The 22,246-nt window shown below is 39.6% G+C and carries 23 protein-coding genes and 1 riboswitch; of the genes, 16 read left to right on the top strand and 7 right to left on the bottom strand.

Annotated elements, in window-relative coordinates:
• Positions 1-27: 27 nt before the first annotated feature.
• The 5 genes from ED557_06115 to ED557_06095 all read left to right on the top strand — a co-directional run bounded on the left by ED557_06115 (position 28) and on the right by ED557_06095 (position 4,285).
• A complete protein-coding gene (locus ED557_06115; protein ID RNC84552.1) occupies positions 28-576 on the top strand; it encodes a hypothetical protein in 549 nt (182 codons plus the stop codon).
• An 86-nt stretch (positions 577-662) separates the two neighbouring features.
• Positions 663-1,340 carry a DUF4956 domain-containing protein gene (locus ED557_06110; GenBank protein ID RNC84551.1) on the top strand — a complete coding sequence of 226 codons (678 nt, stop codon included), beginning with the start codon at positions 663-665 and terminating at the stop codon, positions 1,338-1,340.
• 1 nt (position 1,341) lies between these two features.
• A complete protein-coding gene (locus ED557_06105; protein RNC84550.1) occupies positions 1,342-2,328 on the top strand; it encodes a biotin/lipoyl-binding protein in 987 nt (328 codons plus the stop codon).
• Positions 2,325-3,563 (top strand): hypothetical protein, encoded by a 1,239-nt coding sequence (locus ED557_06100; protein RNC84549.1) that lies wholly within the window; start codon positions 2,325-2,327, stop codon positions 3,561-3,563. The genes ED557_06105 and ED557_06100 overlap by 4 nt, the downstream gene beginning before the upstream one ends.
• Entirely contained in the window at positions 3,560-4,285 is a 726-nt protein-coding gene (locus ED557_06095; GenBank protein RNC84548.1) for an SDR family NAD(P)-dependent oxidoreductase, read from the top strand. The genes ED557_06100 and ED557_06095 overlap by 4 nt, the downstream gene beginning before the upstream one ends.
• Here the strand turns inward: ED557_06095 and ED557_06090 are convergent.
• The 3 genes from ED557_06090 to ED557_06080 form a co-directional block, all read right to left on the bottom strand.
• The gene (locus tag ED557_06090) at positions 4,282-4,422 is read right to left on the bottom strand and encodes a DUF2256 domain-containing protein (protein ID RNC84547.1); all 141 of its coding nucleotides are present in this window, start codon (positions 4,420-4,422) and stop codon (positions 4,282-4,284) included. The genes ED557_06095 and ED557_06090 overlap by 4 nt on opposite strands.
• Positions 4,423-4,433: 11 nt before the next feature.
• A complete protein-coding gene (locus ED557_06085) occupies positions 4,434-4,661 on the bottom strand; it encodes a DUF3253 domain-containing protein (protein RNC84546.1) in 228 nt (75 codons plus the stop codon).
• A gap of 120 nt (positions 4,662-4,781) precedes the next feature.
• The gene (locus ED557_06080) at positions 4,782-4,916 is read right to left on the bottom strand and encodes a hypothetical protein (GenBank protein ID RNC84545.1); all 135 of its coding nucleotides are present in this window, start codon (positions 4,914-4,916) and stop codon (positions 4,782-4,784) included.
• A 56-nt stretch (positions 4,917-4,972) separates the two neighbouring features.
• Between ED557_06080 and ED557_06075 the strand changes: the two genes are divergently transcribed.
• Both ED557_06075 and ED557_06070 read left to right on the top strand, forming a co-directional pair.
• Positions 4,973-6,139: a sorbosone dehydrogenase family protein gene (locus tag ED557_06075; GenBank protein ID RNC84544.1), complete on the top strand. Its 1,167-nt coding sequence runs from the start codon at positions 4,973-4,975 to the stop codon at positions 6,137-6,139.
• An 80-nt stretch (positions 6,140-6,219) separates the two neighbouring features.
• Positions 6,220-7,227 carry an isocitrate/isopropylmalate dehydrogenase family protein gene (locus tag ED557_06070; protein ID RNC84543.1) on the top strand — a complete coding sequence of 336 codons (1,008 nt, stop codon included), beginning with the start codon at positions 6,220-6,222 and terminating at the stop codon, positions 7,225-7,227.
• Positions 7,228-7,295: 68 nt separating this feature from the next.
• On the opposite strand, the gene ED557_06065 is transcribed toward ED557_06070, so the two are convergent.
• A complete protein-coding gene (locus tag ED557_06065; protein ID RNC84542.1) occupies positions 7,296-7,625 on the bottom strand; it encodes a phage holin family protein in 330 nt (109 codons plus the stop codon).
• A gap of 71 nt (positions 7,626-7,696) precedes the next feature.
• On the opposite strand from ED557_06065, the gene ED557_06060 reads away from it, so the two are divergent.
• Entirely contained in the window at positions 7,697-8,140 is a 444-nt protein-coding gene (locus ED557_06060) for a GNAT family N-acetyltransferase (GenBank protein RNC84541.1), read from the top strand.
• On the opposite strand, the gene ED557_06055 is transcribed toward ED557_06060, so the two are convergent.
• Both ED557_06055 and glmS read right to left on the bottom strand, forming a co-directional pair.
• The gene (locus tag ED557_06055; GenBank protein ID RNC84540.1) at positions 8,137-8,484 is read right to left on the bottom strand and encodes an Hpt domain-containing protein; all 348 of its coding nucleotides are present in this window, start codon (positions 8,482-8,484) and stop codon (positions 8,137-8,139) included. The genes ED557_06060 and ED557_06055 overlap by 4 nt on opposite strands.
• Positions 8,485-8,844: 360 nt before the next feature.
• A complete protein-coding gene (gene glmS, locus ED557_06050) occupies positions 8,845-10,680 on the bottom strand; it encodes a glutamine--fructose-6-phosphate transaminase (isomerizing) (GenBank protein ID RNC84539.1) in 1,836 nt (611 codons plus the stop codon).
• 86 nt (positions 10,681-10,766) lie between these two features.
• On the opposite strand from glmS, the gene ED557_06045 reads away from it, so the two are divergent.
• Entirely contained in the window at positions 10,767-11,969 is a 1,203-nt protein-coding gene (locus ED557_06045) for a glucose-1-phosphate thymidylyltransferase (protein ID RNC84538.1), read from the top strand.
• Here ED557_06045 and ED557_06040 read toward each other — a convergent pair.
• Positions 11,964-12,515 (bottom strand): hypothetical protein, encoded by a 552-nt coding sequence (locus ED557_06040; GenBank protein RNC84537.1) that lies wholly within the window; start codon positions 12,513-12,515, stop codon positions 11,964-11,966. The two genes, ED557_06045 and ED557_06040, sit on opposite strands and share 6 nt — an antisense overlap.
• Positions 12,516-12,594: 79 nt before the next feature.
• Here ED557_06040 and ED557_06035 point away from each other — a divergent pair, with 79 nt between their 5' ends.
• From ED557_06035 to ED557_06005, 7 genes are all read left to right on the top strand, one after another.
• Entirely contained in the window at positions 12,595-13,332 is a 738-nt protein-coding gene (locus tag ED557_06035; GenBank protein ID RNC84536.1) for a pyridoxine 5'-phosphate synthase, read from the top strand.
• Between the two features lie 8 nt (positions 13,333-13,340).
• Positions 13,341-14,228, top strand: coding sequence for a GTPase Era (locus ED557_06030; GenBank protein RNC84535.1), 888 nt, complete (start codon positions 13,341-13,343; stop codon positions 14,226-14,228).
• Between the two features lie 284 nt (positions 14,229-14,512).
• A riboswitch (SAM riboswitch) is annotated at positions 14,513-14,634 on the top strand.
• A gap of 109 nt (positions 14,635-14,743) precedes the next feature.
• Positions 14,744-16,072, top strand: coding sequence for an O-acetylhomoserine aminocarboxypropyltransferase/cysteine synthase (locus ED557_06025; GenBank protein ID RNC84534.1), 1,329 nt, complete (start codon positions 14,744-14,746; stop codon positions 16,070-16,072).
• A gap of 96 nt (positions 16,073-16,168) precedes the next feature.
• On the top strand, positions 16,169-16,699 hold the full coding sequence (locus tag ED557_06020; GenBank protein ID RNC84533.1) for an OsmC family peroxiredoxin: 531 nt from the start codon (positions 16,169-16,171) through the stop codon (positions 16,697-16,699).
• Positions 16,700-16,788: 89 nt separating this feature from the next.
• A complete protein-coding gene (metX, locus tag ED557_06015; protein RNC84532.1) occupies positions 16,789-17,835 on the top strand; it encodes a homoserine O-acetyltransferase in 1,047 nt (348 codons plus the stop codon).
• Positions 17,836-17,931: 96 nt separating this feature from the next.
• Positions 17,932-19,785 carry a T9SS C-terminal target domain-containing protein gene (locus tag ED557_06010; GenBank protein ID RNC84531.1) on the top strand — a complete coding sequence of 618 codons (1,854 nt, stop codon included), beginning with the start codon at positions 17,932-17,934 and terminating at the stop codon, positions 19,783-19,785.
• A gap of 52 nt (positions 19,786-19,837) precedes the next feature.
• Positions 19,838-22,060: a T9SS C-terminal target domain-containing protein gene (locus ED557_06005; protein ID RNC84530.1), complete on the top strand. Its 2,223-nt coding sequence runs from the start codon at positions 19,838-19,840 to the stop codon at positions 22,058-22,060.
• Positions 22,061-22,246: the final 186 nt, after the last annotated feature.

The raw sequence follows: 22,246 nt of genomic DNA, 5'->3' as shown, positions 1-22,246 counted from the left end.
TTATTTTAGGGAAATTTGAAGAATTCTATGAATAAACGATTTATCATTTTATCCGGCCTAATCATCGTAGCTGCAATCTCACGATTGATACCACATCCTTATAATTTTGCTCCTATCGGAGCGATGTCATTATTTGGAGCAGCTTATTTTGCTGATAAAAAGTTTTCGTTCATTCTCCCTCTCTTCGCCATGTTTTTGAGTGACTTGCTCATTAATAATATTCTCTATGCTGAGTATTTCGGTGGTTTTACTTTGTTCACTCCGAATTTCTGGTGGACGTATGGAGCCATAGCACTCATAGTGGTAGCAGGTATATTCCTTCTTAAAAAGGTAACTCTTCCAAGAGTACTCGCAGGAAGTTTATCAGCTTCTTTAATATTCTTTTTGGTTTCCAACTTTGGGGTTTGGATGGTAGACGTCAAGTATCCTCCTACATTCCAGGGTTTAATCCTTTGTTATGAGATGGCTATTCCTTTCTTCCATAATACCGTTCTTGGTGATTTAGTGTATTCAGGTGTTCTTTTTGGTGGTTTTGAATTTGCCAAATCCAGATTACCTGCTCTTGAGGAAGTCTAGTTCTTCATCTTTATCTTACTGTAAAAGAGTAGTATACTTTTGCTCTAACGTGATCAGAACTCGTATTCGAGTATTTATTAATTACTATGTTTGACCTTTTTCCGGATCAACCGGTATTTGAATACCCTACTTTAGTTAACGTCCTTTATTCTTTGATTTGGGCTTTTGTTTTATCTTCGATTATTGCGATTACTCATAAAGTCACTTTCACAGGACCGCAATACCCTAGGAATTTCTTTCAGGCCATAGCTCTTGGCTCCATTGTAGCTGCTATGGTTATGATGGCCATTGGTGATAGTTTAGCTCGTGGTTTAGGTGCATTCGGTGCCCTTGCTATCATTCGATTCAGAACCCGAATACAGGATGCACGGAATATCATTTTTATTTTTGCTGGCCTTAGTGTTGGCCTTTCTATTGGCGTATTTGGATATACCATCTCATTTGTGGGAACCATGATTTTTTGCACCGGAGCGTTAATTCTACACTTTTCACCATTTAGCACAAAAGCAGGCGATCGCGGAAGGGTTTTAATTCGAATAACCAGTTTAGATGTTGTTTCCGGAATAGAAAAAACACTGTCAAAGTTTTGCTCAGAGTTTAATGAAGTTCAGATTATCCATAGATCAACAGGAACAGTTGAAGTTGAGTATGCTATCGAGTTAAAAGTTGATGCTGATAAACGCGAGCTAACCAATGCCATTGCAGAGATAGAAGGAGTATCGAGAACACGTATTACAGTTAAGGATATGCTGGAGGAGAACTGATATGCGTTTCAAGCTAAATTCATTCTATATCATTATTGGGGTTCTGTTTGTTACTCTGCTTACCGTTAATACTCGTTATTTTAAAGGTAGTAACGCATTTCTTGGGGTTACTTTTGCGAAGAAGTATCAGATTAATACAGAAAAATCCGCCACTGTAATTAACAGCTATGTGGTTCCCGGCCAAACAGTTTCCACAGGTGACTTATTAGTTGAATTGGAAAGCCCGGAATTGGAACTGGACATCAGAAAGCTCGAAAAAGAAATCCAAAACCTGGAGACGGAAAAAGTTGAGAAGCAAAAATTGCTAGAATCCGAATTACAGCTTTTAGAATCAGAAAAGAGAATCGTTCAAAATGAAGTAGATAACAAAGTTCAACAGATTGACTCCAGAATATCATTGAATCGAGCACTATCCGAAGATCTAGTGAACTCAACCTCTACTGCTGACTCACTATCAGATTTACAGCTTCAAAGAAGTTCCATTCTTGAAAAAGGCGCACTAGAAATTGAAGCCGTCAATATCAGGATAAAAGATATCCAACAAGATCACCAATTTGATCAATCTCAAGTTCAGGCTACTATTGATCTGGCAAAACAAGAATTGGATTGGCGTAAAGTTGAACAAGAAAATCTCAACAAGTATGCTCTTTTTGATGGCATCATTAATAGCGTAAGTGTTAAACCCGGAGAACAGGTTGATTCCTACACCTCGCTACTATCCATAAACCCTATTCGCCCTACTACCGTAGTTGGTTATCTGGTTGGTAGTAAGGACAGAAATAGAGAACTAGGTGATATCGTTCAAGTCCGATCTATGGAGCAAGGATACATTCAGACCGAAGGTAGAATTATTGGGTTTGGTTCCATTACCGAGTTACCTGAAGTCCTACAAAAGTCAACGGCTGTAAAAGCTTTTGGCCTGGAAGTTTTCATAGAAATAAGTGAAAACAATGATCTGCCAGTCGGCGAAAAAGTGATGATCAAATGAGAATCACTCCTCGAATACTATTTGTTATTTCTTCTGTCTTATTAATTGTTTCCGAATTATCCGCGCAGTCTAGCCCGAATGACTTTCTACTTACTGCTTTTGAAGACCCAAGTCTAAATGAATACCAGGCACAGCTTAATTTTCTAAAAACCCGGAATTTTCGACTACCTATTGGGGAAGAAGTTGAGTTTCGATATTCAAATGATGAGCGAACATTCGAAGATGTTAGGTATCAACTTAGATTTAGACCAGGCAATCCTTGGAAAATTCGACGAAATAATGCTTTGTTTAATGCTCGTAAAGAGGCCATTTCGCTTAGACAATCTCTTGAGTTTAAAGAGACTCTGTTCGAACGATACACGTTGATGCTCGAATATCTGATAGCTATTCAAAAAAGGGAGTTAAGTAGAAAGCAACTCGAGCTCTCTCAGCGAAAGGTCAATCTTTTTGAGCAATCCGTTCAGAGTGATTTATTCGATGCTCGCGATTACGTGGATGCAAAACTAGAAACTATTGAGTTTTTAGAGGACTATGATGAACTCCGTGTTGAAGTTAATCAGGCACAACAGCAGATAAAGTTGATCCTGGTAACGGATAATGTTGATTGGAGTGAATTCGAATTAATAGCTCATCCACAGATTCAGGAGATAATGAATAGCATCATTACGTCTACCTTTGACGCTGCTGAACTGGCCTATCTCGAACAGCAAGTAGAAGTAGCACAACTAGAAACATCAACTGAAAGAGCTGATTTTGATTTAGGTTTTGTGCAGGCAGAGTACGCTCCTTTCAAGAACAATGGAGATAATGAACTGGGATTTTCATTTGGTGTCACGATTCCCATTTTTAGAAATAATAAGGATCAGATAGCTGAACGAATATTGGATGAAATTGAGCAGGAAAGTGAATTTGAAACCTTAGCTTATCGCGACTCAATTAATAAAGCTCTCGAATCTAGCTTCCTAACTGATTACCTCGAACATCATAATCAGCTCTTAGCCGAAATCGAAAAATTGAATATTGATGTATTAACCTCGAATCTTGCTGTATCAGAAGATTTTGACCCAATAGCTTTACTTGACCTTGAAGAGGGAAAACTTAGATTAGAAGAGCTGGTAGTCAGATCGAATGAACGGTTATTGCAGCATTATTTAGATTTCTTGTTTGCGTTCGATGCACTTCAACAATTACCATTGCAAAACTATTTAGCCAACGATTTAAGTTTTATTGAATGAAAAAGGTAATTATTACCGGAGCTACTTCCGGAATTGGTAGAGAGCTTGCTATACAATTGTCTCAAAAAGGATATGCAGTAGGATTGATAGGAAGACGAGAAGACCGATTGGTCGAGTTAAAAAGGGAGATAGGAGATTCTGCATTCATTCGTCCTCTTGATGTAACCGATTTTGAAAAAGCAGAGGCCACTTATCAATCTTTGATTGAAGAGATGGGAGGCCTGGATATTATGATTTTAAATGCCGGAGTAGGTCGGGACCATTTGAAGCTGAACTGGGATTCTGACAAGCAAACCATTGATGTGAATGTAACTGCATTTGCTCATGGAGCCAATGTTGCCTTTCAATATTTTGTAGATCAAAAAAGGGGGCAAATTGTTGGAATGTCATCTATTGCGTCTACCCTCTCTTCCGGAAGAGCTGCTGCCTATACTGCTTCGAAGCATTTCATTTCTAACTACATGACGGGTTTCCGACAAAAGGCTAATAGATGGGGATTAGATATTGCTATTACTGATATAAAACCCGGGTATGTTGAATCTGAAATGACCGCTCAAAATAAAAACATGTTTTGGGTTGCCACTACAGAAAAAGCTGTTAAGCAGATGGTGAGGGCTATAGAATCCAGAAAGAACCACGCTTATATAACCAGGCGTTGGCGACTAATAGCTTGGGTAGCAAAACTAACTCCGCAATTTATTTGGGATCGTTTAAAGTTCTAGGAGCTTCTTCTACATTTCTCGCTGCAATATTTCACATGCTCCCAATTGCGCTGCCATTTCTTTCTCCAGGTAAAAGGGCGATTACATATCGGGCAAATCTTAGCAGGAAGATCTGCCTTCTTCTTCATTTTACCCATGTGGGTTCCCGTTAATCAACTAGCGATAAACGAACAGGCTTCTTAGAACGATCAATCTTAGTTTCACCTTTAGACTTTGTCATTTTAACAGAAACCATGTTGACACCATCCATATATACTCTCCAGGTTTCAGAAAAAAGTGACCTCGCCACTTCAGAGGCTTCTTTCGATTTCTTTACCGCTTGCTTTTGGGTGATATGTAAAATATTGGCGTTAGGCTCTGGCTTTGATTTCTTCATAGCTATGCTCCAAATCGATCATTGGTTTAGGATAATCAATTCCCATTTCTAATTCATATAACTTTTGTTGTTCGAGAGGTATTGTGTGAGGACAATGAATAAATTCATTTGGAACGTATTTTAGTTCCGGTAATCAATGGCAGATATACTCGAAACATTTTGCCTTCCACGGTTACTCATAAATCCTGTTTCGTTTAATTCCCAAATATTTGCTTCTATAAATGAATTACCCGATGCACAATCAACACTTCTCAAACTTTAACAGAATATTAGTTCTTTAAATCTCATCTTGGATAAAAATTAGATTTACGATGAAATATTTAGGTGTAATTAGCTTTGTACTACTATTCATTTCTTGCTCCTCTTCCACTCAAGACGGAGACGCAGCAGGAAGATCGGGAGGAGACGAAATTTCTATATCGCTCGGTTATCTTGAGGCTCCCTCCGGATTTATGATTGAAGAATTCTCTGACCAGGTTCCGGGCGCGCGGCAATTGGCTGTTAGCCCTTCTGGTGTTGTATATGTCGGGACAAGAAAAACAGGAGATAAGGGTAAAGTTTATGCAGTAGTTGATACAGACAATGACTTTAAAGCAGATACCGTTTATACTATTATTTCGGGACTTAGAATGCCTAATGGTGTGGCCTTCAAGGACGGAGATTTATATGTAGCAGAGATAAGTAAGATTTGGAAATTCGAGGATATTGAATCTGATCTAGCCAACCCTCCTACGCCCATACTTATTAATGATGAATACCCAACCGAGACCAGTCATGGCTGGAAGTATATCGCATTTGGACCGGATGGAAAACTGTATGTACCTGTAGGTGCTCCCTGTAATATTTGCAATCATGAAGAAGATAACCCAATATTTTCAACCCTTACTCGAATTAACGATGATGGCTCAGATCGTGAAATAGTAGCACATGGCATTCGAAATACCGTTGGATTCACATGGCACCCTGAGACCGAAAATATTTGGTTTACTGATAATGGAAGAGATTGGATGGGTGACGATATACCTCCTTGTGAATTAAATGAAATTACTGAAGAAGGCCAGCATTTTGGGTTCCCTTTTCTACATGGTAATTCGATTTGGGATCCTGAATTTGGAGAGGAAGGCCAAAGTAGAGCCTCTGAGTTTAAGATACCGGTACAGGAATTAGGACCTCACGTTGCACCGCTCGGAATCGTTTTCTATACGGGTTCAATGTTTCCAGCTGAATACAAAAATCAGGCTTTAATTGCTGAACATGGCAGCTGGAATAGAAGTGAAAAGATTGGGTACAGGATCATGATGGTGACCTTTAATGAAAACGGAGAAGCATTGACTTACGAACCTTTTATTACGGGCTGGTTACAAAGTGAGGATGAAATTAGAGGACGACCAGTATCAATTGTTGAACTGGAAGATGGTTCTCTGTTAATCTCTGATGATCATGCAGGTAAAATCTATCGGGTTACTTATTCCGGATAAGGCACATTGTTAATATCCCTTAACTGACATAGGTAGCTTATTTCCTTATATTCGGCCTGAATTTTAAGTTTTAGTTCTTCATGAAGAAAGTTGTTTTAATCCCAGGAGATGGGATAGGAACGGAAATAACTACATCCGTTACTACTATTTTAGAAAAAGCCGGTGCACAAATAGACTGGGTAGAGCATAGTGCCGGACTTGGTGCTTACCAAGATCAAGGAAATCCACTACCTGACGAAGTAATAGCTGCTATTGAGGAGCACAGAGTTGCTTTAAAAGGACCGTTAACTACTCCTGTAGGCACTGGATTCAGATCTGTAAATGTAGCGCTGCGTCAAAAGTTTAATCTATTCAGTAATATCCGACCAGCTCGTACACTTCCAAGTATCGACAGTCCATTCAAAAATGTGGACATGGTTATTTTCAGAGAGAACACACAAGGACTTTATATTGGAAAAGAGCAATGGGTCGATGAGAATCAACAGGATCACGCGGAGAGTATTGCTGTAGTAACTGAGGAAGCGAGTAAAAAAATAATTACCGCTGCTTTTGAATACGCCAGAGAAAATGGCAGAAAGAAAGTCACCCTGGTTCATAAGGCTAATATTTTGAAGTTGACCACCGGACTTTTCCTTGAGGTAGGTCGAACAATTTCTGAAAACTATTCTGATATCGAATTTGAAGATTTGATTGTAGATAACATGGCAATGCAAATGGTAATGCGCCCGCAAAGATTTGATGTTGTTGTTACAACCAATCTGTTTGGAGATATTTTATCTGATCTTGCTTCTGGATTAGTTGGAGGACTTGGAGTAACCGGAGCTGCAAATATTGGAGAAAATGCGGCCATGTTTGAAGCTGTTCATGGTTCTGCACCAGATATAGCCGGGCAAAACAAAGCCAACCCGCTTGCGCTACTCTTCTCATCATTGATGATGCTGGAATATATAGACCAAAGGCAAGTTGCAGAAGATGTTAGAAAGGCAGTGTATAAAACCCTTGTAGAAAAGAAAGTGTATTGTACTCCTGATATTGGTGGTGAAGGAACTACCTCAACGTTTACTCAAGCTGTCTGCGATAACATTTAATTTATTCGCTAAACAAAAAAAGAGCGCCTTATGCGCTCTCTTTTCTCATCTTAACAAAAACAATTGGTTTAATTAAAAATCGACATTAGTACTGAACTTATGATCGATAAAATGATGCTGAAAGCAAGAGCCCACCAGAAGTTTTTGATCTTAAAACCATCTATAAATTTATCAACCAGCATAATCAATAAGGTGTTGATAACAAGCATGAATAACCCGAAGGTTATTGCAATAAATGGAATACTAAGAATGACTAAAATGGGCTTTACAAGTATTGTTACTATTGAAAGAGCTGCAGCTACCCAAACAGCACTCCAAAAATTCTTGATTTCTACTCCACTTAAAACTTTAGCTGTTATAAATACGGATACACTGTTTATTAACCAGGCCCAAATCATATTTCAGAATTTTGTTAACATTCGCCGTGCTCGTACGGGGCTTTTTACTTTTTGTTTAGAATAATTGTGCAATGGCAACTTTTACTCTTTCGAATTTCGATCAACTTACTTCAAAACAGCTTTATGATCTTCTTGAATTGCGCCAAGAAGTCTTTATGCTTGAACAGCAGTGCTTGTACAATGACATTGACGGAGAAGATCCAAGAGCGGATCATTTGCTCTTTTATGAAAAAGAGCAATTGTTAGGATACCTTCGAATTTTTGGGCCTGATATTAAATTCAAAGAACCCTCAATTGGAAGGATTGTTGTTTCTCCCGACTACAGAGGAAAGGACATTGGTAAGAGATTAATTCAAAAGGGAATTGACATCACTTTTGAAATGTTTAAATCTCCAATCAGGATCGAAGCTCAGGCGGCTCTTTTAGAATATTACCGGAGCTTTGGTTTTAAAGAAGAGGGCGAAATTTACGACGTTGATGATATCGACCATATACAAATGGTCATAAAATATTAGTCTAAACTTGAAGCGTGGGATTTAAGAACAGGCATAAATTCTTCACTGTTTCTTTCTAACTTCTGAAAGAGCTCTTTTACATTTTCCTTTCCCTCTCCCGATTTACCAATTTGCTCCAGGTTTTTAACAATTTCATAAGCCTCACTTAAACCGACATATTGAAGCGTAGGTTTAAGTTTATGAGCATGTGAAGCCATTTCCTCTAAATTATTCCCTTGTATGGCTTCTTTAATTTCCGAAATCTGTTGTGGGATGTCTTCGATAAACAGAATTAACATCTCTTGTATAACCTCAGCGTCTCCCCCAGTTATATCCTCTAAATATGACAAATCAAGTTTGAGCATTCTTGACTATTTAAATTTTTTCAAATGATAAGGTAAATAATTTCATGGTGCATATTAAAATATTCGTACTACACCTTATGGTTAAAAACCAGCTATTAAAAGTAGTAAAGAAATCAGTTAACTAACCGGTAAAAATAACGATACCGACAAGTACTAATACAACAATCTTGAAGATTATCTTCTTCCAGTTTTTCATTGGTCCTTCACAGAGAATTAGAGAAGGCGATAAAACTAAATTTTTAAGCCAAAAACAAGTTATCCACAGGCTTTTATTAGGCAATAAAGTGCTTTTTTTGGAAAAGACCCAATCTAAAGCTTTATTAAATATTAACTAATGGAGAATCGTATATTTTTCTTTTTTTACTCTACAGTAACACTCTTGGCAAGATTCCGAGGTTGATCTACATCGCATCCTCTATTCACAGCTACATAATATGAGAGAAGCTGGAGAGGAATAACACTTAAAATGGGTGATAGCACATCTTCAGTTTCAGGAATTGGCACGTTAAACTCTGCAATTTCTTTTACCTCTTTGTTTGAAGGAGTAGTGATAGAAATAATCCTTCCTTTTCTTGCTTTCACCTCTTCTACATTACTAACCATTTTATCATTGGTATGCTTAGTTGAGGCAATAACCACAACGGGCATCATTTCATCAATAAGGGCAATTGGACCATGCTTCATTTCGGCTGCCGGATATCCTTCTGCGTGAATGTATGAAATCTCTTTAAGTTTTAGAGCTCCTTCCAATGCAACTGGAAAACTATATGACCTGCCCAGATACAAGAAATTCGGAGCATAAGTAAATAGGTTACTTATTCTCTCTATTTCGGAACTATTTTCAAGAATTTCTTTAATCTGCTCAGGAATTTTAGAGAGAGCAGTAATAATCCTGCGAGAATATTCCTCACTAATAACTCCCTTATGTTGTGCAAGTAATAAAGCAATTAAGGTAAGTACGGTTACCTGACCAGTAAATGCTTTTGTAGAAGCTACCCCAATTTCGGGTCCTGCATGAAGATAAACTCCACCATCCGTTTCCCTTGCAATGGTAGATCCTACCACATTAACTATACCAAATACTGCTGCTCCTTTTTCTTTTGCTTCTCTAAGTGCAGCAAGAGTATCTGCTGTTTCCCCACTTTGAGAAATAACAAACAGAACATCCCCTTCTCCGATAAGCGGGTCTTTGTAGCGAAACTCGGAAGCGTATTCTACCTCAACATTCGTTTTGGCTAACCATTCGAATAGGTATTCTCCTACCAAGGCAGAATGCCAGCTAGTTCCACAAGCCGCAATAATAATTCGATTAGCATTTACCAACAGGTCCATTACTTTTGATAATCCTCCCAAAGTAATAGTGCCATTCTCAACATTGATTCTCCCTCTTAGTGTATCGGAAATTGTTTTGGGCTGCTCAAAGATTTCTTTAAGCATGAAAAATGGAAAGCCACCTTTTTCGATTTCATCGAGAGTCATAGCAAGTTCATGGACTTCCTTGGTCATCTCAACCTCTTCTGAATTGATTACTTGATAATCATCTTTGGTGATTATCGCGAGTTCTCCATCATCGAGGTAAACAACTTTATCGGTATACTCAGCTACAGCAGAAGCATCTGAAGCGATAAGCATTTCTCCGTCTCCAACTCCAATCAGGAGTGGAGATCCCTTTCGAGCCACAATTATTTTTCCTGGATTATCGGAGTGTAAAATCGCCAGACCATAAGTGCCTCTTATTTGCGCCAGAGCAAGCTGAACGCTCTTTACAAAATCTAAAGAAGGGTCCATGCTCATGATACTCTCAATTAGCTTGGCAACTACCTCAGTATCTGTGTCAGAATAGAATTCATAACCATCTTCCTGAAGCTTCTCTTTTAAAATATTATAGTTCTCAATAATGCCATTATGGACAAGTGCAATTTTACCAGAAGTACTGGTATGTGGATGTGAATTGATATCGTTAGGCTCTCCATGAGTAGCCCAACGCGTGTGGCCTATACCTATAGTTCCATCCTCATTATCACTCAAAAGATTTTCAAGGGCCACAACCTTACCCTTACACTTTTTCACATTCAATGAACCATTTAGAATGGCAACTCCGGCCGAATCATAACCTCTGTATTCAAGTCTTTTTAACCCTTTTATTACTACATCTTTAGCTTGCTTATCACCGATATACCCTACAATTCCACACATAAACTTCTTTTTTTACTTAGTTGATGGCCTAAATTAATGTATTTTAAAACTAAACCCTGATTAAAAGTTCCATAAATACTCTTTTCATGCAGCTGTGTTTTTTTTCAGATGACTTTTCAGATCATTTTTTACCATTAACACTTACTCGACCTGTTCGTGATTTAAGAATCGGTATTCTTACTATCGAGGAAAAATGGGAGCTAGCCCTCAATCAAAAAAAATCTGCTTCTCTTGATGAAGATTATTTTGAAGATATTTTTGGATCCAATAAGCTCTCTACAGAGTCCGCATGTATTTGGGTGAATGAACGGTATTTCCCTACTACTGGCCTCATCTCCGAGATTCAATCATTGAATACCAGTGAATGTATTGTTGACGGTGATACTCTGGTAGCTGCTAAAGTTGATGCCAAACAATCTTTGGATTGGATCGAAAATGGCAGAATAAGCCTGAGTAGCCTTGTACCAAATGAGACGAGCTCTGAGCTTAGTTCTATAACTTTTCTATGGGATTTACTATCTGCTAACACGCATCAAATTGAAGAAGATATACAACGCCTGGATCTTCTTTCGACTACTTCATCTCAATTCGAAAAGCTTCTTAGTTATTCAAACTCTTCCCAAATTTATATTTCTGATTCAGCCAAAATAGAACCTGGCTGTATTATACTTGCTGATGATGGACCAGTTTTTATCGGAGATGGTGTTACTCTTGAAGCCGGATCAATTATCAAAGGCCCGGTTGCCGTTTGCGATAATGCTACTGTTAAAATGCAGGCAAGAATCTATGGTGGGACAACCATAGGACCTATTTGCAAAATAGCTGGTGAGGTTCATAATTCTATTTTCCATTCATACTCAAACAAAGCCCATAATGGCTATGTAGGGAATTCTATTTTTGGACAATGGTGTAATCTGGGTGCAGATACAAATACCTCTAATTTGAAGAATAACTATTCCAAAGTTTCTATTAGCAATTGGAGAACAAAGCAGCTTTATGACGATGGTGTTCAGTTTCTTGGCACCATCATGGGTGATCATTCAAAAACGGCTATCAATACCCAACTAAATACCGGAACTGTTATTGGGGTATGTTCAAATATCTTTCATTCGGGTTTTCCTCCGAAATATATTCCCTCTTTTAGCTGGAGCGGAAAGGATGAATTTCAAGTTTACCAATTTGAGAAAGCACTCGAAGCTATGTCAGCTATGATGAAGCGAAGAGGGATAGATTTGACTTCTGAGTATCAGGAAATGATGCTCAAGGTTTTTAATGAAAGAGAGTTATAGAATACGACGGGTAGTCAAATAGGCATTTGCCCAATATCTTTCCTGAAGACCGGAAATCATAACACCCGAACTTGTTGAGGCATGCATGAATTGCTCATTGTTTACCATTACACCTACATGGTAAGTATCTCTGCCAGTTTTAAAGAACACCATATCCCCAAGCCTGATTTTATTTTTTTTCACTGACTTTCCAACTTTCATCTGTTGACGAGTATTTCTGGGTAATTCAATCTCAAAATAGTCTTCAAAAACGACCTGCATAAATGCAGAGCAGTCTACACCTTCATACCCTGTCCCTCCTAACAAATATGGCACTCCTTGCCAATCCTTAAATGCTACATCTAGTGAGCTCTTAATAGCTCTTTCATCTTTTGATAAATTTCTTGGAGGCTCCGGTGTTTCCTCAGGAGTATCTGATGTTGCTACTATTGGGCGTTCTGCTTCCTTTTTTGCCCTTTCTTCCCAGGGTATAGTACCCCTTTTAACCATCCCGCATGAGGTGGTGAATAGCCCAACAATGAGTACTAGCAAGACTTGAATTTTCATAGCATCACTTTGGAAGCAAAAAATAAAACCACGAATCCTTATTTTCCAAATGCTATTCGATTTTTTTTAACTTCCTTTTATGAAACTATTAGTAAACATCGATCATGTAGCTACTTTAAGAAATGCCCGTGGAGAAGGCTATCCCGATCCATCCGAAGCAGCTAAAATATGTGAAGAAGCCGGTGCAGCTGGTATCGTTTTTCATTTGCGTGGTGATCGCAGGCATATCAAGGACGAAGATGTTAGAGCGCTTAAAAACTCAGTTAAAGGAACCCTTGACTTCGAAATGGCTGCAACTGATGAAATGATTTCCATTCTTAAAGACACAAACCCTCATCTATGTACCTTGGTACCTGAAGGAAGAGAAGAGCTCACTACAGAAGGGGGTTTAAATATGGAAACTGTATTTAGTGATTTTCAGAACAGAGTATTCTCATCGATACGAGAAACCGAAATTGAGATCTCGCTCTTTTTGGATCCAAATCCAAGGGATATTGAGCTCGCGCATAAGTTACAAACAGATGCAATAGAATTACATACGGGTACTTTTGCAAATGCCCCAAGTAAAGAAAAACAGATTGAAGAGCTAAAGCGCTTGAAAGTAGCTGCTATTCAAGCTCATGAACTGGGGATAAAGGTAAATGCTGGCCATGGCCTGAACCTGGACAACCTGCCTGTTTTTCTGGACGTGGTTCCTCACTTAAATGAAGTGAGCATAGGTCATGCTTTGATAAGTAAGTCTTTATTCTGGGGTCTTCCTAAAACAGTTAAAGCTTATCTTGAAATCATGAGCATATACTCCGATGTAAAATCCTGAGCCTATCTGTGAATAAAGAAACTGTTCATAAATCAGGTTACGTAGCCATTGTTGGTAAGCCAAATGCAGGCAAATCTACCTTGATGAATAATATCCTTGGAACCAAGCTTTCCATTGCTACGCATAAGGCTCAAACAACCCGGCATCAAATCATTGGCATTTTTTCTGAAGATGATGTCCAAATCATCTTCCTGGATACCCCCGGTATTATCAACCCCAAGTATGAACTACAAAAAGCAATGATGCGGTTTGTAGAAAAAGCTGAAAAGGACGCCGATATAGTACTTTTCATTGTGGATGCAGGCGATTCAAAATTCCCAGATCACGCTTTTTCTGAACTAAAGAACCTTAGAAAGCCCGTTCTTTTAATCATTAATAAAATTGACCTTCATGAACAAGGAAAAGCCGAGTCTTTAGCTAAAGAACTTCAAAGTCATTTTGAGTTTACCGATACGATTTTTGTATCAGCTTTAACGGGTATTGGACTTGAAGGACTTATGGAATCGCTCAAAAAAAGCTTGCACCCCGGCCCTCCGTTTTACCCAAAAGATGAACTTAGTGAACACCCCCTACGGTTCTTTGCTTCAGAATTGATTCGGGAACAACTCTTTCTTCAATACCATGAAGAGCTTCCTTATTCTGCAACGGTTGAAGTAATTCAGTATGAAGAAAGGGAGGACTTGGACTACATCAATGCTGAGATAATTGTAAATCGTAAATCTCAAAAGGGGATGATTATTGGCAAAGGGGGAAAGGCAATTAAGCAGCTTGGAACCGAAGCAAGAAAGTCGATCGAAGAATTTGTCGACCGCAAAGTCTTTCTTGATTTACATGTTAAAGTCAGGGAAAAATGGCGTGAGAATGAGCATATGGTTAGAAATCTAGGGTATAAATAGGTCTCTCCTTTTTGACAGTTTTTGACCCGAAAAATTTTTTTGTAAAAAATTTCCTTCCTGGTATTGCATGCTAAAAATTCTTCTCGTAAGCTTTATGCGATGAAATTTTCGACCCAATATACCGCAAACAAACCCGCATGCCGTTGTATGTGTATGTGTAAATCGCATACATAAGGGTTTTGGTATACATGTTTAGATAAACACGAAAAAGCCCTTTTGAATGCAATATCAGAAGGGCTTTTTTGTTGGGAGTTAATCTCAGTCGTTCTTTAACACATATTGCATTCTCATTAAGAAAGGTGGAGGGATCAGGTCCTGCGAAGCCTTGGCAACCGTCTCGATGAAAATCGAGAAAAGGTGCTACATCCTGCTCAGTGTACTTAAGCCGCACTGGGAAAGATGAGTTCGAAAATTACTGGTTCAAAAGCCTCATTCGGATTCATCTCGAATGAGGCTTTTTTTATGCGCGAAATTTTTAAAACGAAATAAAACATCACTCACAAACTAATAGAACCATGAGCAACGAACTAAACGAGCGAACACTAAGATTTGAAACCCTACAACTTCATGCAGGGCAGCAACCAGATCCAACAACAGGCTCCCGAGCTGTACCGATCTATCAAACTACCTCCTACAACTTCAATGATTCAGAGCACGCAGCTAATCTCTTTGCATTAAGAGAGTTTGGAAACATTTATACCAGAATCATGAATCCTACTACCGATGTGTTTGAACAACGCATTGCCGCTTTGGAAGGAGGAGTAGCTGCACTTGCTACTTCTTCAGGACAGGCTGCACAGTTCCTGGCTATTTCTAACCTGGCCAAGGCCGGTGATAATATCATTTCAACTCAAAACCTCTATGGTGGTACCTATAACCAATTCAAGGTTACTATTCCAAGACTAGGTATCGATGTGCGTTTTGCTGCCGAGGATACTGTTGAAGAATTTGAAAAGTTAATCGACGATAATACCAAAGCCCTTTATGTTGAATCTATAGGTAATCCAAGAGGAAATATCGCCGACTTTGAAGGTCTTGCTGCTCTTGGGGAGAAATATGGAATCGCCCTCGTTGTTGATAATACCTTTGGTGCCGGAGGAGCTGTTGTACAGCCAATCAAACATGGAGCAAACGTAGTTACTGCTTCTGCTACAAAATGGATTGGCGGGCATGGAACTTCCATAGGCGGTGTAATCGTAGACGGTGGAAATTTTAACTGGGGCAATGGCCGATACCCGTTATTCACGGAACCATCTCCTGGATACCATGGCCTAAATTTCTGGGAAGTATTTGGAACCGATGGGCCTTTTGGAAACATAGCTTTTGCTATCCGTGCTAGAGTTGAGGGACTTCGTGATTTTGGATCTTCTCAATCTCCATTTAATAGCTTCCTGCTCTTACAAGGCCTGGAGACTCTTTCTCTGAGAGTAGAACGTCATAATGAAAATGCACTAAAATTAGCAGAGTGGTTAAAAAACCATGAAGCTGTGGAGTGGGTAAACTTTACGGGACTACCTGATCACGATTACCACGAGCAGGCAAAAAAATATCTAACGCCTGGTCACTTCGGCTCCGTGCTTACTTTTGGTGTTAAAGGTGGCTACGATACCGCTAAATCATTCATCAACAGTGTAAAGCTTGGAAGTCACCTGGCCAATGTTGGAGATGCCAAAACTCTACTAATCCACCCTGCTTCAACTACACACCAACAGCTATCGGAAGCTGAGCAAGCAGCGAGCGGGGTTAAACCAGATTTAATCCGTGTTTCTGTAGGAATTGAGCATATAGATGATATCATCGAAGATTTTGAAAAAGCCTTTGAAACAACAGCTGTACTTACTTGAAATAAAAAAAGGATGCGGAGTTAGCCCCTCCGCATCCTGCATAAAACCACTTGCAGAAACCTGCAAATGATCCAACAACCTTAAAATATACACACTATGAGCACTTTAACAACTAATGAAGTGGATGAACGACTGAACGAGACCATCAGCAACGTAATCAGCCATGTAAAAGAAAACCCTTCCGCGAAGGATGTCACATTTTCTGTGGATTCGATACTAGAGCAGGGTTTCAGATCTGAAATCAACGTCAGAGATTTTCAGTTTATCGTGGATGAACCCAAAAGTCTCGGTGGAGAAAATGAAGCACCTAATCCTGTCGAGTATGTACTTGGTGCATTAGCATCTTGCCAGGAAATAGTTATCAAGGCCTATGCCGGGCAGCTCGGTATTAGCCTTAAATCTGTTAAGGTTACAGCCTCAGGTGATCTTGATCTCCAGGGGTTTTTTAATCTTTCTGATGAGCGCCCTGGTTTTAATCAGGTGAAATACAAAACTGTTATTTCTACAGATGAAACAGATCCGGCAAAACTCCAACTCTTAAAGAATTTTTCTTCTGAACGGTGCCCTGTATTAGATATAATCGCCAATCCGGTTCCCGTAAATGGAGAGGTTGTATATGTTAATTAACACTCACTCATTCATCGCAGTAGCGTTATGAATGAAAAGCTTGGCAAGGTCAGTTTTCTGACCTTGTTAAGCCAATACTTAAATCATCAATGAGCAAACTCAATACATATATTCTTGAACACACATTCATCACTGAATCGGGCTTTTCATTCGATAACCCCGAGATAGCATACCAGACCTGGGGCACTCTTAATGAGGATAAATCCAATGTGGTATTAGTCATTCATGCCTTGACTGGAAATTCCAATCTTGAAGAATGGTTTCAAGGTTTGTTTTGGGAAAAGAGCCCCATTGATTTAAATAAGCATTTCGTTATATGCATTAATATTCCCGGAAGTTGTTATGGTTCCTTAGGACCCTGGTCAATCAACCCGAAAACAGGGAAAGCTTATAAGAAAGATTTTCCGGTATTCTCTATCCGTGATATTGCAAGATTTCAACAACATCTGTTAAACGGGCTAGGCACCCAGGGGATTGAACTTGTAATCGGTGGATCAATGGGAGGCATGATAGCCCTTGAATTTGCATTGATGGATGATCGGGTGAATAAGTTATGTCTTATGGTGATGGGGAAATCACACTCACCATGGGCAATTGGAATTAGTCACGCCCAACGCATGGCTTTATACGCTGATCCAAAATGGAATGGTGGAGATTATGATAAGAATGACCCACCTCAGGCAGGATTAGCAGCTGCACGGGCAATGGCAATGCTTACCTACCGGGCTCCATCCAATTATGAATATAAGTTCTCAAGAGATAGAAATACTGAGAAGGATCTTTTTGAAGTAGAATCGTACCTAGAATATCAGGGCCAAAAATTGGTAGGTAGATTCGATGCTCTTTCCTATGATAGACTTACAAAATCAATGGACACCCATGATGTATCCAGGAACCGAGGACCTTTTGAAGAAGTGCTTGGGAGTTTATCTGTTCCTACACTAGTTATAGGCGTAGATTCAGACAGACTTTATCCGGTATCGGAACAAAAAGAACTGGTAGACCTCATTCCAAATTCGATATACCGGGAAATTACTTCTGGATTCGGGCACGACGCTTTTTTAATTGAGTTCGACCAGATCAATGACTTCCTAACTTCTTTTCTTAAATCTGAGGTGGATGCTATAGATGCCTAGGGAATAGTTTTTAATTCTTAATACCTACAGCAGTATAGCCATTAAACCCTGAAGCTACACAGTGTGTACATTAGTATTTATTGGTATTTTGGACGCATGAGTCAAAAAGTGCTTCTCAATTTGTTCGTTATTGTGACCGGAGTATTCCTTGCTCCATCTACACAAGCACAAATATTCGAAAGGATTGACATTCCCTATTCAAACCCTATTGGTCTCATTATGGATTCAGATATTGGTACTAACGGGATTTCCATAGCTGATTATAATCTTGATGGCTCTTTAGATATCTATTTTGTGGTCAGAGATTCTGCCTGGGGGGGAGATGCCAGAACATGGAATCGATTATTCTCCCTTGAAAACGGGGAATATGTTAACAGAACCATTTCATCTGAGTTAAAGGGCATTAGTCAAACAAGATGGAGTGAAATGGGTTATAACATTGGGGCTTCCTGGGGAGACTTTAATAATGATGGATATCCTGACATTTTCGTTTACTATTCGGGGAAAGACCAACTATTCAAAAACAATGGAGACGGAAGCTTTAGCGATGTTTCTGAATTTGCTCAAATTGCCGGACTTGAAACACAGCTAAGTTCTCATGCTTTATGGTGGGATTTTGACCTCGATGGCGATTTAGATCTATATGTAACGATAAGGAGAGATCGTGCAATTGATAATAAAGACCGAACAAACAGAATGTATGAGAACATGGGCAACGATGTGTTTGTCGATATATCTCAAGAGAGTTTCTTGAATGATAATGGACTGTCTTATATGGCCATACCTCTTGATGTCAATAATGACTCCCTGCCCGACTTATATGTAGCCAATGACTTCGGAGCCAATTCATTATATATCAATAATGGAGATAAAACTTTTTCTAAAGATACAGCCAACACTTATGGGATAAACGATCAGGGAGAAGGAATGGGCTTAGCTATTGCTGATATCAATAAAAAAGGCTTTCCTGATATTTATGTTACCAATGTAACCGAAGATGGAAGTGTTGAACTACGAAGAAACCCTCTTTTCCTGAACTCAGGTAACAACTCTTTTGAAAATATTGCACAGGAATCCGGGACTATGTTGGCTGAATGGGGATGGGGAGCAAGCTTCGCCGATTTAAACAACAATACCTGGGAAGATCTTTTTATATCAAACGGCTATTTCGATGACGATGATGATAATTTTCTGTACATCAACACTTCAACAAAAGATCAAATTCTGTTCGAAAACAAAGCAGAAGAGGCCGGAGTAGCGGATTCCATGGTTTCAAGAACTCATGTTATTTTTGATCAGAACAATGATGGTTTTCTGGATATCCTGGTCTCCAACTTTTTCGATGACCCTATCCTGTATCGAAATACTCATGCAACAGGTAACTGGCTGAGTGTGGCTTTAGAAGGAGTAGAATCGAACAGAAATGGTTTCGGCTCCAAAGTCATCACTTTTTATGGAGAAGAATCTCAAACCAAATTTTATCATGGAGCCCAGTTCTATGGCCAGAATATTTTACCTGTTCATTTCGGAATGGCAGAATTTGAATCCGTAGATAGCTTGCAGGTTATTTGGCCCGGAGGTAATACAGACACCTTTGTTGATGTTGACGTAAACCAGCAGATCAGAATTATAGAAGGGGGAACGCTTGTTACCTCCACAAATCCGGAAAGAGAGACTGAGCAGATTCAGGAATTTAAACTCATAGGTAATTATCCTAACCCATTCAATAGTGGAACCAACATTCTATTCGAGCTCCCTTTGAGGCAGACTATTCGATTTGAGGTTTTCAATACATTGGGTCAGGTCGTTTATCAACAAACTTCCTCATTCAATGCGGGCAGGCAACAAATAAACTGGCAACCTGGTGCCATTCCTTCCGGTGTTTATTTCTACAAAATTTCAACCCAAAAAGGGTATATCCAAACTTCCAGATTGTTGTACCTCAAGTAGTTGACGCTTATTCATCCACACACTACTTTTAGAACCATCATCTCAACTTGGAATCTTGAAAAGAACCCCTGCTCTATTCTTACTTATAGCTCTCTTTCTCTTTGGGGAAATACAGGCGCAACATAGTGTTCCACGTCAATGGAATGAGGTACTGCTGGATGCCATTCGAAATGACTTTGCACGACCTACCGTGCACGCCCGGAACTTATTCCATGTTTCTGCTGCGATGTATGATGCCTGGGCCTTATATGATGAAACGGCCACCCCTTTTTTCCTGGGAAACAGCTTCCGAGATTTTGATTTCGACTATCCGAACGGCTTCAATATTAACACTGAAGAAGAGTTAGAAGAAGCGATCAGCTATGCCGTGTATCGTATACTTTCTAAAAGATTCGAGTTCTCTCCAGGTGCTGATACTTCTCTGGCTTCTTTTGATTTATTGATGAGTGAGCTGGGCTATGACATAAACTTTACATCTTCTGATCTCAGTAATAACAATCCTGCAGCATTAGGTAATTTCATTGCAGAACAGATTATAAACTTTGGTGCACAAGATGGTTCTAATGAAGAATTCGGCTACAATAACATCTTCTACGAACCTGTAAATACCTATCGTGATAACTCCCTTGATCCCGTCTTTCCAGGAAATCCGGATATCATTGACCCGAACCGATGGCAACCTCTCACCTTTGGTTCTTTTATAGATCAGTCTGGGAACCCTATACCAACAGAAACTCCAAGGTTTTTGGGAGCTGAATGGGGGCAAGTCGTTCCTTTCTCATTACAACAGGAAGATGTCACCATTTATGAGCGAGACGGATTTGACTATTGGGTATATCATGATCCCGGTCCAGCTCCTCTTTTGGATGTAAGTGGAGTAGACGACTCAGAGCGTTATAAGTGGACATTTTCTCTAGTCTCTGTTTGGTCTTCTCATCTTGACCCCTCTGATGGAGTTATGTGGGACATTTCTCCGGGGGCCATTGGTAACAATCCGACATTTCCTGAGACTTTTGAAGAATACCAGCAATATTATGACCTGATTGAAGGTGGCGATCCCGGAACGGGTTGGGATATGAACCCAGCTACCGGACAAGCTTATGAACCGCAAATAGTACCTCGTGCAGATTATGCAAGAGTCCTTGCCGAGTTTTGGGCAGATGGTCCAGACTCTGAAACTCCACCAGGGCACTGGTTCACTATTTTGAATTACGTGAATGATCATCCCCTTCTGGAAAAGAAATTCGAAGGAACCGGAGAAACACTAAGTGATTTGGAGTGGGATATAAAATCCTATTTCCTTTTAGGAGGAGCTATGCATGATGCTGCTATAGCCGCCTGGGGGATTAAAGGATGGTATGATTACATCAGACCCATTTCTGCATTACGTCATATGACCGATCAGGGACAAAGCTCTGATCCGGAACTTCCAAATTATAATCCTAATGGAATTCCTCTTATCGAAGGTTTTATTGAGTTAATAGAAGAAGGAGATTCTTTAGTTACAGTTCGAGATAGTGTAGAACTTATTGGAACTATAAAAGTGAAAGCATGGAGAGGTCATAATACCGGATACATCATTGATCCTGATACATCAACTGCAGGAGTTTCCTGGATACCTGCGGGTGAATGGTGGAGCTATCAACGCCCGACTTTCGTGACCCCTCCTTTTGCTGGTTATATTTCCGGCCATTCCACTTTTTCGAGAGCAGCGGCTGAAGTCATGACGCTTCTTACCGGAGATGAATTCTTTCCGGGAGGAATAGGAGAATTTCATGCTCCCAAAAATGAATTCCTTGTTTTTGAAGATGGCCCTAGCGTGGACCTCACCTTGCAATGGGCAACCTACCGGGACGCTTCTGATCAAACCAGTTTATCCAGAATTTGGGGTGGCATTCACCCTCCAGCCGATGATATCCCTGGGCGAATTATTGGGGAGCAGGTTGGTATTGAGGCCTTCAATTATGCAGTAAACTTTTTTAATGGTATTTCGGTGAGTAATGAAGTTACTCCTCATACTGAAAGTACCAACCAGATTCAAAGCTATCCTAACCCGGTTCAACGTGGTACTCCGTTGAGAATAACTCTAAATGGGCTTTCCGGAATAGAAGAAATTCAAGTTTATAACATTCTGGGACAAAAGGTGATTAGCAGAAGAGTTACCCATAGTTCTTCTCTTCAAATCAATACCTCAAATCTTTCATCAGGAATGTACTTCATTCGGGTAGTCGGAAGTCACACTACACTGACGAAAAAGTTTATGGTTGTGAAATAATAATTTCCTTGTCGCTTCACTCCTTCGAAATGACAGATATGGAATTAAATTGATTCCAAAAAAATTGAGCAAACACTAAGGTGGTCATTCCGCGGCATAAGCCGGAATCTGTGAAGGCAATTGAAGCATTCCTTTACAGATCCCGGATCAAGTCCGAGATGACTTGAATACTTATCCAGCTCATAA

It is taken from the genome of Balneola sp. (assembly GCA_003712055.1).
Taxonomy (GTDB): domain Bacteria; phylum Bacteroidota; class Rhodothermia; order Balneolales; family Balneolaceae; genus RHLJ01.
Note: the sequence above shows the minus strand (reverse complement) of the source record. Positions and strands in the feature narration are given on the sequence as shown.

Coding starts and splice junctions, on each gene's coding strand:
- ED557_06115 (RNC84552.1), top strand. CDS start 28: ATGAATAAACGATTTATCATTTTATCCGGCCTAATCATCGTAGCTGCA.
- ED557_06110 (RNC84551.1), top strand. CDS start 663: ATGTTTGACCTTTTTCCGGATCAACCGGTATTTGAATACCCTACTTTA.
- ED557_06105 (RNC84550.1), top strand. CDS start 1,342: ATGCGTTTCAAGCTAAATTCATTCTATATCATTATTGGGGTTCTGTTT.
- ED557_06100 (RNC84549.1), top strand. CDS start 2,325: ATGAGAATCACTCCTCGAATACTATTTGTTATTTCTTCTGTCTTATTA.
- ED557_06095 (RNC84548.1), top strand. CDS start 3,560: ATGAAAAAGGTAATTATTACCGGAGCTACTTCCGGAATTGGTAGAGAG.
- ED557_06090 (RNC84547.1), bottom strand. CDS start 4,422: ATGGGTAAAATGAAGAAGAAGGCAGATCTTCCTGCTAAGATTTGCCCG.
- ED557_06085 (RNC84546.1), bottom strand. CDS start 4,661: ATGAAGAAATCAAAGCCAGAGCCTAACGCCAATATTTTACATATCACC.
- ED557_06075 (RNC84544.1), top strand. CDS start 4,973: ATGAAATATTTAGGTGTAATTAGCTTTGTACTACTATTCATTTCTTGC.
- ED557_06070 (RNC84543.1), top strand. CDS start 6,220: ATGAAGAAAGTTGTTTTAATCCCAGGAGATGGGATAGGAACGGAAATA.
- ED557_06065 (RNC84542.1), bottom strand. CDS start 7,625: ATGATTTGGGCCTGGTTAATAAACAGTGTATCCGTATTTATAACAGCT.
- ED557_06060 (RNC84541.1), top strand. CDS start 7,697: ATGGCAACTTTTACTCTTTCGAATTTCGATCAACTTACTTCAAAACAG.
- ED557_06055 (RNC84540.1), bottom strand. CDS start 8,484: ATGCTCAAACTTGATTTGTCATATTTAGAGGATATAACTGGGGGAGAC.
- glmS (RNC84539.1), bottom strand. CDS start 10,680: ATGTGTGGAATTGTAGGGTATATCGGTGATAAGCAAGCTAAAGATGTA.
- ED557_06045 (RNC84538.1), top strand. CDS start 10,767: ATGCAGCTGTGTTTTTTTTCAGATGACTTTTCAGATCATTTTTTACCA.
- ED557_06040 (RNC84537.1), bottom strand. CDS start 12,515: ATGAAAATTCAAGTCTTGCTAGTACTCATTGTTGGGCTATTCACCACC.
- ED557_06035 (RNC84536.1), top strand. CDS start 12,595: ATGAAACTATTAGTAAACATCGATCATGTAGCTACTTTAAGAAATGCC.
- ED557_06025 (RNC84534.1), top strand. CDS start 14,744: ATGAGCAACGAACTAAACGAGCGAACACTAAGATTTGAAACCCTACAA.
- ED557_06020 (RNC84533.1), top strand. CDS start 16,169: ATGAGCACTTTAACAACTAATGAAGTGGATGAACGACTGAACGAGACC.
- metX (RNC84532.1), top strand. CDS start 16,789: ATGAGCAAACTCAATACATATATTCTTGAACACACATTCATCACTGAA.
- ED557_06010 (RNC84531.1), top strand. CDS start 17,932: ATGAGTCAAAAAGTGCTTCTCAATTTGTTCGTTATTGTGACCGGAGTA.